The sequence below is a fragment of the Defluviimonas salinarum genome, from assembly GCF_026013545.1.
In the GTDB taxonomy this organism is placed as follows: Bacteria; Pseudomonadota; Alphaproteobacteria; order Rhodobacterales; family Rhodobacteraceae; genus Albidovulum; species Albidovulum salinarum.
In genome coordinates this window covers 16,511-26,893 of sequence record NZ_JAPDOG010000038.1, presented here as the reverse complement: position 1 = coordinate 26,893, position 10,383 = coordinate 16,511, and the positions used below count along the sequence as shown (strand labels likewise).

At 65.4% G+C, this 10,383-nt stretch carries 13 protein-coding genes; 6 read left to right on the top strand and 7 right to left on the bottom strand.

What is annotated here, in order from left to right; all coding sequences use genetic code 11:
• Nucleotides 1–322: 322 nt before the first annotated feature.
• The 3 genes from OM960_RS22685 (at nt 323) to OM960_RS22675 (ending at nt 2,268) form a co-directional block, all read left to right on the top strand.
• Nucleotides 323–1,192, top strand: coding sequence for a hypothetical protein (locus OM960_RS22685; RefSeq protein WP_264773573.1), 870 nt, complete (start codon nt 323–325; stop codon nt 1,190–1,192).
• 103 nt (nt 1,193–1,295) lie between these two features.
• A complete protein-coding gene (locus tag OM960_RS22680; RefSeq protein WP_264773572.1) occupies nt 1,296–1,679 on the top strand; it encodes a hypothetical protein in 384 nt (127 codons plus the stop codon).
• Nucleotides 1,680–1,704: 25 nt separating this feature from the next.
• Entirely contained in the window at nt 1,705–2,268 is a 564-nt protein-coding gene (locus tag OM960_RS22675; protein WP_264773571.1) for a hypothetical protein, read from the top strand.
• 236 nt (nt 2,269–2,504) lie between these two features.
• Here OM960_RS22675 and OM960_RS22670 read toward each other — a convergent pair whose 3' ends face one another.
• Nucleotides 2,505–3,902, bottom strand: a complete 1,398-nt coding sequence (locus OM960_RS22670; RefSeq protein WP_264773570.1) for a hypothetical protein — start codon at nt 3,900–3,902, stop codon at nt 2,505–2,507.
• A 102-nt stretch (nt 3,903–4,004) separates the two neighbouring features.
• Here OM960_RS22670 and OM960_RS22665 point away from each other — a divergent pair, with 102 nt between their 5' ends.
• Nucleotides 4,005–4,148 (top strand): hypothetical protein, encoded by a 144-nt coding sequence (locus tag OM960_RS22665; RefSeq protein ID WP_264773569.1) that lies wholly within the window; start codon nt 4,005–4,007, stop codon nt 4,146–4,148.
• A gap of 21 nt (nt 4,149–4,169) precedes the next feature.
• Here OM960_RS22665 and OM960_RS22660 read toward each other — a convergent pair whose 3' ends face one another.
• The 5 genes from OM960_RS22660 to OM960_RS22640 all read right to left on the bottom strand — a co-directional run bounded on the left by OM960_RS22660 (nt 4,170) and on the right by OM960_RS22640 (nt 8,070).
• On the bottom strand, nt 4,170–4,856 hold the full coding sequence (locus OM960_RS22660) for a hypothetical protein (protein WP_264773568.1): 687 nt from the start codon (nt 4,854–4,856) through the stop codon (nt 4,170–4,172).
• The gene (locus OM960_RS22655) at nt 4,853–6,271 is read right to left on the bottom strand and encodes an RtcB family protein (RefSeq protein ID WP_264773567.1); all 1,419 of its coding nucleotides are present in this window, start codon (nt 6,269–6,271) and stop codon (nt 4,853–4,855) included. Before OM960_RS22655 ends, OM960_RS22660 begins: the two co-directional genes overlap by 4 nt.
• A 71-nt stretch (nt 6,272–6,342) precedes the next feature.
• Nucleotides 6,343–6,840, bottom strand: coding sequence for a hypothetical protein (locus OM960_RS22650; protein ID WP_264773566.1), 498 nt, complete (start codon nt 6,838–6,840; stop codon nt 6,343–6,345).
• Nucleotides 6,841–6,923: 83 nt separating this feature from the next.
• Nucleotides 6,924–7,682, bottom strand: coding sequence for a hypothetical protein (locus OM960_RS22645; RefSeq protein WP_264773565.1), 759 nt, complete (start codon nt 7,680–7,682; stop codon nt 6,924–6,926).
• A 175-nt stretch (nt 7,683–7,857) separates the two neighbouring features.
• Nucleotides 7,858–8,070, bottom strand: coding sequence for a hypothetical protein (locus OM960_RS22640; protein ID WP_264773564.1), 213 nt, complete (start codon nt 8,068–8,070; stop codon nt 7,858–7,860).
• A gap of 78 nt (nt 8,071–8,148) precedes the next feature.
• Between OM960_RS22640 and OM960_RS22635 the strand changes: the two genes are divergently transcribed.
• Both OM960_RS22635 and OM960_RS22630 read left to right on the top strand, forming a co-directional pair.
• Nucleotides 8,149–9,021, top strand: coding sequence for a tetratricopeptide repeat protein (locus OM960_RS22635; RefSeq protein ID WP_264773563.1), 873 nt, complete (start codon nt 8,149–8,151; stop codon nt 9,019–9,021).
• A gap of 254 nt (nt 9,022–9,275) precedes the next feature.
• Complete coding sequence (locus tag OM960_RS22630; protein ID WP_264773562.1) at nt 9,276–10,121, top strand: hypothetical protein; 846 nt, start codon at nt 9,276–9,278, stop codon at nt 10,119–10,121.
• On the opposite strand, the gene acpP is transcribed toward OM960_RS22630, so the two are convergent.
• Nucleotides 10,118–10,372: an acyl carrier protein gene (acpP, locus tag OM960_RS22625; RefSeq protein WP_264773561.1), complete on the bottom strand. Its 255-nt coding sequence runs from the start codon at nt 10,370–10,372 to the stop codon at nt 10,118–10,120. The genes OM960_RS22630 and acpP overlap by 4 nt on opposite strands.
• Nucleotides 10,373–10,383 lie beyond the last annotated feature (11 nt).

Genomic DNA, 10,383 nt, shown 5'->3' with positions numbered 1-10,383 from the left:
GCCGGAACGGTCGTGTCAGCCCGGGGAGCCCACTGCACTGGCATGGCGGAAGCGGGAAGAGAAAAATGACGGCATCAACGCACCGGCTTCCGCCGGTTCGTGATCCTGAAGCCCCGCCCTTCAGGGCGGGGAGAGTTCACGGTCATCTCGCCAAGAAGGGAAGTGCGCCGTGAAAAGCCTATATGTCGACCCGCTTCACCAAAATGCCCGGGAGCCACCGTCCTTCAGGTCGGGGAGGGATAGCGCCCGAAATGCGCTGCGGGCTTTCTCCGGGCCCGGCTATACTCGTGCGGGAGCGGAAAACCCGAAGGGAGAATGCCGGATGGCGCACAAGGTCAACCTTTACGATCCGGTGAACGGCTGGTCCAACGGCACGCTGCGGCCCTACCAGACCCTCGAATTCGACGATCCCGATGCCGCGATCGCGGCGGCGATCGGCCGGATCCGGGAAACCGGCAGCATCTCGGCGGCCTGCATCACGGCCGACTGCGCCCTCTGCGCCGACCTGCCGGCCTATTTCAAGCTGACCAACGCCATCGCGAAATGGCTCGCGGAAAACCCGATCGACGGGAGCTGGATGGGCATCCTCACCGAGGATCCCGAGCACTGGGCCGAGATCGGGGTCAAGACGCCGCTCGAGATGGAGAAATACCTCCTCCTCACCGAATATTCCGACTACCACAAGTCGGTTCGGGGCTTCCGTCCGCGAGGTGACGGCTTCACGATGGCCACGCCGATCGAGAAGATCCAGGCGGCCTGGGACGCCCTTGCGCGCTCCGAGCCGCAGGACGAGGCCGGGATCGATCAGGGTGAGACCAGCCCGGAGGGCCTTCTCGCCTGGGTCGTCGAGACTCTCCGCCAGGCCGGCCGCGATGCGGTCGTCCACCTGAATCGCGACGGCGACGGGACCTCCATCGATCCCGCCTTCCAGGGCGCCGGCTCCCGGATGCCAGAGGCGCTCGCGGCGGAACTGCGCAAGCTCGCGCCCGCGCTCATCCGGTGCGAGATCGCGGATTTCGACGAGAACTACCGGCTGTCCGGCCGTCTCATGATCGACCGCCGCGGCGACGTCTTCCTCGATGCCGAGGATTTCGAGCAGGACTGGGACTACCAGCGGTCGGTCGACACGGAGATGCTTACGGAGATGGAGTTCGAACCGCCGGCCGATGCGGGTGGCGCTCTCGCGATGTGACGCGGCGCAAGGGCGTACGCCGAAAACTGTGGATTCCCCAACTCCTGCGAGGACTGCGAAAAGCAAAAAAGGTATCCTGCGCAAAATCAACCATGAGTTCCCCATGCACAAGTTTCCCGCCCGTCTCGCCGCCGCCCTCGCACTCTCCCTCCTGCCCGTCGCCGCGATGGCCGAGCGGGACGACGCCTACCGCCTGCCGCCGCTGCCGAAACCGACGATCGAGAATTCGGGCACCATGGAGAAGGCCTTCGCCTCGGTGCCGTCCGCCTGCCGCATCCAGGTCCAGAAGGTCCTGACGGACTACGGCCTCTATGCGGGTCCGGTCGACGGGACCTGGAGCGACGACGTCGCGCTCGGGGTCGGCAAGTATGCCGCCAGCGCCGGTCATATCGCCTATGGCTGGGCGAATCCGAAGGGTGCCAAGGGTATCCTCTGGCATATCGGGTTCGAGGAGGAGACCTGCCCGATGCCGCCCTACGACGCCTGACCGGCAAGCTCCAGGGAGGCAAGGCATGACCGCGGTCGTCATCACCGGCATCTACGGTCTCGCCCGGGCCCTGGAGCGCACCCGCCCGGACCTCGTGATCTCGATCACCGACCCGGACGACATCTTCGATCCGGGCAGCCGGGATCCCGCCAGGGCACGCATCGCGCTCGCCGGTGTCGACTGCCCGGTTCTTTCCCTCGCCTTCCATGATGTCGACCAGGTCCTGCGGGACTTCATAGCGCCCACTCTGGAAGATGGCAGGAAGGTGATCGCCGCGGTCGATGCGCACCTGCCGGGCGACGGCGGCACGCTTCTCGTCCATTGCCACTTGGGCATGTCGCGCTCGCCGGCGGTGGCGCTCCTGGCGCTCGGCCATGTCGCGCTCCGGCGCGAGCCCGGATCGGCCGATCTCGCCGGCCGTGTCGCGGATGCGGTCTACGCCGCCGCGCCGGGGGCGATGCCGAACATGCGCGTGGTCGGGATCGCCGAGCGCCTGCTCGACGGGTTCGACGGCGCCCTCCATGCCGAGGTCCGCAAGCACAACACGCGGGTTCGCGCATCGCAAGAAGACCAGCCGTTCACATGGTAGGTGGTGCAGCGCCGTCCTGGCTTGGGTCCGCGAAAAAGCCGAGTTGACATCGCCCATTTCATCGCGAATAAGCGCGCCAACATCGAGCAGTCGATGAGAGACAAGAACTGCCTGCGGCACTCGCGACCGCGGGATCCCTCGTTGAAAAGGCCCGCCTTATCCACCACTCACGGCACCCGCGGTCCTACTGGGCCGGGTCTGCTGGCGAAAGCCTGCAGACCCGGTTTCTTATACGGTCACGGCGCCGGCGTCTCGTCCTCTTTCGGGTGATCCTCATCGAAGCAGCAGGCCATGCTCGCGAGGGAAGCGATGATCCCGTTCATGTCGCGCACCATGCGTGCCGTGTGGGGGATCCCGCCCGCGCCATCCGCGGCGGGGCCGTAATCCGGCTCCAGCCCGCCAGGTCCGCGGGCGAAGCGGCCGACGAGCGTCCCAGGCTCCCGGTAGGCGAGAACCTGGCGCTCGCGGATCTCGAGGCGGTAGGTGCCGTGCTGTGTCTCCGTGCGGAGCCAGAGCGCGCCATCCTCACCCTGTCCGGCATGGCCGATGTCGCGCAGGTCGTTGCAGTCGTACGCGGACTCGCGCGAGGTCACGCCTGCGGCGATGAGGTTCCGGCCGAGCGCCTCGATGTCCTCGAGGTTCTGCCCGAGATCGTGGGCCGCGCACCAGGAGGAGAAATGGGCGAGCTCCTCGAGGACCGCGCCGTCGATCCGGCCGCCGGAGAAGGTTGCCACCGCAAGCCCTGCCTCGGCCAAGGCAAGGCGCCGCTCGTCGCCGAAATGCACCCAGGAGGTCGCGGCAAGCTCGCGCGTCCGCGCGTCCATGCGCTCGCCGAAGCCGTTGCTGTCGGCGAGGTCGCCCAGGATCCGCAGGAGCTGCAGGTCGGCCAGGAACCCTGACCGGCCCCGATCCGCCGTGCCGGGCATGTCTTCTCCGGAAGGCCGGATCTGCGGACTGATCTCGAGCGCGATGCCGCGCCACCATCCCTCCGGGTGCTTGCGCAGAGGGAGGACCTCTCTGGCCGGCGACGCATCGGACGCCTCGATCGCCTCCGGATATCCGCGGGCGCCGAGGTTTAGAGCCGTCCCGGAGAGGCGCTCGATCCGGTCTCCGGGCCGGGCGGGTCGGTAATTGGCGCGGTCCTTCCCGAAGGCCTTGATCTCGGCGCTCCTGTCAAAGATCTCCATGATCATGATCTCTTTTTCGGTCTTGCCCATGTCCTTCCATTCCTGCCGCTTCCTGGCCAGGAGGGCGTCATGGCGCTCGGACGCCTCCGGCGTGAACTGCTCCCGGAAATGGATGCTGACGAGCCAGCCGCCCGGCTCCTCCGGGTGTTCGATGAGGAGGTCGACAGCCTGCGGCGATGGGCCGTCGACGAGCCGCGCCTCCCAGCCGGATTCCGAGGAGAGCGTTGCGCGCTCGCGCGCGAGGAAGGCGAGATCCCCGGCGACGGACAGGAAGACCTCCGCCGCGAAGGCCTTGGCCGCGTCGTTCACGGCCGTCGCGTCATTCCGGCGATCATAGCCGGGGCGCGCGGCGATCGCGGCCGCCATGGCTTCGGCCGGGTTCAGTTCCCCGGGCGGCAGCGTCATGGGGACGTCGATTCCGCCGATATTCTGGACGGGTCGCTTCATCGCGGGCTTTCCTCTTGTGCGGCATGAAATGGATTTGCCCATCATGGGCTGGGCGGGTGAAAATGCCGATGGCAGATCCCAATATCAAAAGTACGGCCAACCTTGCCGAATACGAAAGAACGCGCCATCCTCTATTTCGATCTGGACGAGGGCAGGCGGACCGTCCGCCTTCTCGCGGTCTTCTTCGGCGGCCAGGATCGCCGCGCAGCCATTCTCGAGAGGCTGAAGGCGCGTCGATCAGAGTGATGTCGAGGAGGAACGTATTCATCAGGCCGCGGCCGCCTCACGGAGTCTCCGGAAGACCGGCCCGAAGTGGCAATCGGACATCGCCTGGTTCACCCAATGCGCGACATGGAGAATGTCATCCGCACTCCGCTTCGGCTTGAAGAAGCCGAGCGAGCGGTCAGCCCGGTAATACGCCGAGATCTTCTTGCGCGCCTCACGCTCCCTTTGTCTCATCAAACCCTCAGGAGCCGCCGCAAGTGTCTCCTGGAATGGTGTCGCATGAAGGATCGCGATCGTGTCGCGTCCGACCATCAGGTCGCGCATGCTGTGCAGGAGGAAAAGGCCAACCCCCTGACCACGAAAGTCTTCATGAACCGACATCGTGTTCAGCAAGAGCAGGGTCGATGGAAAGATATCGCATCCGAACGCGCCCAGTTTCTTTTCCACGGCATCGAGCTTTTCCGGGAAATCGTACGCCAGCGAGCTGAGGTCGCGGCTCACCGCATCAAAATCGAAAAGGATATCATCCAGATCCCGATCTTCGAGCTGGAGATAAAGGTCGCCGGAGCACCAGGCATAGGCATCGAGATAGCCGATCTCATCCTCTTTTTCGCCCAAGACCGAGACACGGTAATGCAGCAAATTGGTGTCAGGGAATCGCTCAACCGTCGTCGAGGTCATCAAGAACTCACCCTCGTCGTCCAAGGCGATTTCGTCGGCTTTCCTCATTTCTTCCTCCTCCACGGCGCATTCGCCTCCCAGTCGCCAGCCATGATCGCGCCATGCGGCAGGATCCGGTCGGTCACATCGCAAAGCCCGAACCGTTTCATGTCCGCCTGGACCCGGTCCGCATCCTTGTAGGCGGAGGGCAGTTCGGAGACATCGATCTTGCCGCAGAAGAAACGCGCGTCGATGCCGGCCGTCTCGCGCGCGAAGATCGCCGCATCGCTCTCGCCCTCCATGGACCGCTTGTGCTGGGTGCGCGACAGGTTGCGTCCCGCCCCATGCGGCGCGAAGCCAAGATTCGTGTCGCTGCGCTCGCCCCGCACGAAGAGGATCGGCTGGCTCATGTTCAGGGGCACAATCTGGGTGCCATCCGTATCGGGCAGAAACGGCGTGTGGATCGGCGTCGCACCCTTGGCGTGCCAGAAGAGCGAACCTTTCTCGTCCTCCTCGCGGAAGACGAAGTTGTGCTCGTTCCATAGCCTGTCGGCGGCCGTGGCCTTCGGGCCGAGATGCGCGATCGCCGCGTCATGCAGCGCCGCGTGGCTGAGACGGGTCCATTCACGGATGAACTGCAGCGCGGACCAGTAGTCCCGCCCCTCATCGCTCCCGAACGGGATCCAAGCATTGCCGGGCAGGGTTTCCGGGGAGATCTCCTGACAGACCCTTTCCGCTACGGACATGCCGGCCTTGTAAAGGAGCGCGCCGGGACCGCGCGAGCCGAAATGGCTCACGAGGATGGTCTTGCCGGTCGCCTCGGAGATTCCCACGAAGTTGAAGTGGTTGCCGTCGCCGCAGGTGCCGAAGTCGGACCGGGCGCGCGACCGGATCTTCTGGTCGGTGAGGAACGGGTTGGCATCGAAGGCCTCCCGGAGATCCTTCGGAAGGTCGAATTCCTCGTGCCGCTTCCGGCCGCCCGGGCCGAAATGCGTCACCGCATGGATCGCGTCGAGAAGCTCGGCCGGGCTCACCCCATCGACGACCGTCGCGGTCATCGAGCAGCAGATGTCGGCCGAATGCATGCCGGGATGGATCGCGTCGCGCGCGGCGACCACACCGCCGACAGGGATAGTGCCCATCGGACCGGCCGGGCAGGCGTCCGGCATCACCGCCCCCGCCTCAAGCGTCGGCGTGCGCATCAGCTCATCGAAGGTTTCCCGCACGGCGGCCACGTTGGCTTCCTCGCCCTCGTCCTCAACGGTGATGTTGAAGCGGTAGGGCGCGGGCGAGTCGCGCAAGGGGATCTCGCGAGCCCGGCGTTCCTCCTCGGCGGCGGCGATCGCCTCGATGCGGTCGCGCGCCAGGCGCGCGGCCTGGCTGATCGAGAGATTGCGGCCATTGGCCTCGCGCAGCACCTCGCCGAACCAGGGCGCCGGCTCGAAGCCGAGCCCGATCAGGTCTTTTCCGGCAATCGTGTTCATTTTTCGCATCCCACGTGTCACGTTTCGGTTCGGCCGGGACGATATCCGCACCATCCCGGCCGCTTCCCATATCAGGTGCCGACGACCGGCGCGACCCAGTAGTCATCCCCGATCTTGTGGATGAAGATGTCCTCGATCACGAGCGCGCCCCAGTTCTCGCCGAAGATCCCGATCGGGCCCTCGGTGCCGCCACCGGCCGGCTCCGGCGCCACCGCCGCGCCCTCGAGCCGGTAGGCCTCGGCATAGGTCTCATGGATCGCGGCGAGGATCTCGGCGCGGGTCACGTTCCGCCCGTCCTTGCCCGCGATTATGCGGGTGACCGCGCGCTCGAAGGGGACGGTGAGGACGAGCGTCGCCTTCGGCGCCGGAACGAGCCGGCCGTCGGGCGACTTCACGCGGTCAGCCACCTGCGGGATCGTGCCGACCAGGAGCATATCGGCGGTGCCACGTTCCTCGCCGTCCGGATCGATGACCGGGGCGACGAGACCGCCAGATTTCCAGGGCTTCTGCTCCAGGCGGATCCGGGCCGGAAGATTGTCCATCTCGACGATGCTGATTTCGATACTCATGCTGCGGCTCCCATGTGGCCTGTCGGTTTCGAGATCACGCCCGGACCTTTGCCGGACGTGAAAGACATGCTTCATCGCTCCGGTCAGAGCTGAAGGTAGACGATCTCCACTGGCTCATCCTCATCGTCGCAACGCAGGACCGCGCGGACCCCCGCCTGGTCGACGGCGAGATAGCGGAAATACCCCCGGGCATCCTCCGGAATGCTGTCGCGGATGCGCAGGAAACAGCTTTCCAGGAAGAGGTTGAGGGCCAGGTTCCCCGCGCTGTCGTGATCCTGGAGGAGGTCGAGATCCCGACCGCCGATCGGGACGAAGACCGGCTCCGCCCCGCTCCGCGCCCTCAGGGTGCCGGTGGCATCGAGGCTTTCGCTCTCGAAGTCGTCCACGGCGGTCCAGAGGTCCGTGTAGGGCCTGAAGGCCCAGGTCCGGGGCCCGAAATGCCGGAAGACCTCCTCGAGATAGGTGGTCGCGGCCGCCTTCCAGGCCTCCGGCAGCAGCGCGGTCAACATGACCCGTCCACCCCGGATCTCCTCGTAAGAGCCGATATCCTCGATCATGATCACGCCGTCATGGAGAAAGCAGAGGGTCATGGCCATGTCGAGAACGGTCTGGCGCGGGTGGTCGGCGTTGAACCCGACGAAGGCGTCGAACTCGAAGGGAACGACCTCGGGCTCCCAGTCGAGCCGCGCATCCTCCTCGTCGAAGTGCTGCTTGAGCGCGTGATGATCGGGAAAGCCGAAGCCGCGCGCCATGGCCTCTCCCAGCCGGGCGGAGCCGGGATGGCCCTCGATGCTCATGAGGGCGGTCTTGTAGTTTCGAAAGCTGTCGCGTGTCAGGATCATGTCCATCTCCATCTGCTCGATCGCTCGCAAGTTGGACTCGAGCCACATTGAGGCATGGCTGATCAACTGAATTCTGGTGGGTCTTCCGAATTGCTCTTTCGGCCTGCGAGTGCCGCGGCGGCTGCCTGACGACGATAAGTAGTCCAGATTCAATGGAAGCGCAAGACGAGAATCATCATTGAAATAGATTTTCTATTTTCGCAAAAGGATCCTCCTCAATGGTGGTGATCCGATCCTGCTTGTGGTTCATGAATCGGATGCCGAACCACCAGGTTCTCCCGCCTCTTGAATCGTCCGCCGGAAACGGATATCGATTCGCCAAGGCCGGACCACGCAGCGGCCTGCCGCCCGCCAGGGCGAAGCCGTGATCGGCGCTGCAGCGATACAATCCGACCGTCCTGACTCTCTCTTCCAGGACCTCGTTTTCGGTAGGCGGGCGACGAAACGACGAGGTCAGGAGATCGAGATGAAGAACGGCAAAACCATCACCCCGACTACCGAAGAGGGCGTGAAACGCCTGGCCAAGCGCATCAAGGCCGAAACCGGAATTCCGCATGCCGAGGCGCTTGATCGCGCCGCGAAGCAGGGCGGCTTCCATAACTACCACCACTTCCTGAACCGGCCCTCCGACACGCCGGCCGGTCCGTTCCCGTTGCAGGCCTGGCGGCGGATCACCGCCTTGGCCGATCCGCTCATGCATCTGCCGCGCAAGAGCATCAAGGCTCTCGAGCGGGCCGTTGCGGCCGAGCGCAAGGCTCTCGGCGAGGCGTTTTTCGAGGAGGAGAAAGGCTATTTCTACGGCCTTCTCGAAACCCGGGACTACATGCGCGCCGAGTACCATCTCGCCTTTCAGCTTCGCGCGGATGGCGAGGCCGACCGCGCGGTTCAGATCTTCAAGCAGATGATCGAGCTCAACCCGAATGACAACCTGGGCGTTCGCTCGGCCCTGGTGACGGATCTTCTCGCCGCGAACGATCCCGACGAGGCCGGCAGGGTTCTCGGGGCCTTCGAGGGCGATACCACGCCCGGAATCCTCTACGGCCGCATCCTGCACACCATGCTGACGGATGGCCCCGACGCGGAGGTCGAGGAATTGATCCGGATCGGCATGAGGTTCGAGCCGCATGTCCTCAAGGGTCTGGCTGGCCAGACCCTTGAGGAAGACAGCAACCCTGCGTCCGGCATCATCTCCGGGGGAAGCTCAGAGGCGATCGCCTATCTCGTGCTCTCCCGGGAACTGTGGGGGCGTCACCAGGGCCGGGTCGCCAGGATCCTCGAGATCGCCGCGGAACTCGAGCGGCGCGTTGATAGGTCCGCCGAGCCCGTACTCGGCATGTAACCGGCCCTCCGGCCCGATACCTGTCCACGGCCGCCTTCGGGCGGCCGTTTCCATTTTCCGGTCCTGCGCCGCGCTTGAAATATCCCGGGAACCGGCTTAACTTCGGTGCCACGGCCCGATCGCAGGGGCCGGCCGCCCGCCGGTGCGAAGCTGCTTTGCGGCACTGTCCAGTTCCTTGAATGTCCTGACTTCTGTCCAGGACCTCGTTTTCGGTTGGCGGGCGACGAAATCGCGGGGTCGATGGAGAGCATGTCATGGATACGAGCGGAATCCGCCCCAAGAGCGAGGACGGGCTGAAGCGCCTGGCCAAGAGCATCAAGCGCGAAATGGGCGTCACCCATACCGAGGCCCTGAACCTCGCCGCGAAGCAGGCCGGGTTCGGGAACTTCACGAATTTCCTCAACCGCAAGGGCGGACGAGGCTCCGAAAGGATCCCGGCCCGCGAGATCCTGGTCACCGCCCATTGGCGCAGCCGCGATGCCGGCGTGTGCGGGACGATCGAGGCCAGGATCAGACTCGACAAGCTGGTGACCGAGATCACCGATGCGCGCGCCTTCGAGACCTGCCCGCGCCTCATGGGCTTCCGGATCGAGGCGGAGGATCACGTCGCAGGCACCTTCACCTGGGAGACGAGGGATCATGCGATCCTCGACGTCGGCAGGGTTGCCCGCACGCTCCAGTTCGTCGAGGCGACCGGCCTCCAGCCTCACAGCATCAGCTATCCAAAGGATATCCGCTACGGGCGCGCGGGCCGCGCCGACTACCCCGGCGCGGATCACGGGCTCTACTGGCGCGACCCGGAGACGGGCGGGGTGCTCTACATGAACGAGCCCTATGCGGATGGCAGCCCGGTTCCGGACAACGAGACCCGGGCCTGGGCGGCGCGCAACGGCTTCCGCGTCGAGCGGATGGGATGGGGCAGCCTCTACTGGCTGAACGGCGGGATCGCCTGCGACCTCGTCTCGGATCGCGAGCGCGGCGTCGACATCGACCGTGTCCTCGACGCGATGAACGCGTCTCCGGCACCCTTCGACGAGGATGAAGAGGTGATCGAGCACGAGGGTATCGTCCATCCGGTTCCGGCGAGCCGGAACTGCTAGGCGGCCAAGCTCGTCCGGCCCCCGGCCAACCTGATATAGGACGCGGCCGCCCCGACGGTCTCGAGCGTCTCGATGACGTCGTCGGGGATCTCGATCCCGAACGCGTCCTCGAAGGCCATCACCAGCTCGACGGTCTCGAGACTTCCCGCGCCAAGATCGTCGACGAACCTGCTGGCGGGGGAGATCCGGTCGGGATCGGCATTGAGGAGCTTCGCGGTGATCTCCCGCAGGCGAATGTCAGCATCAGGCATGGGGCAAATCC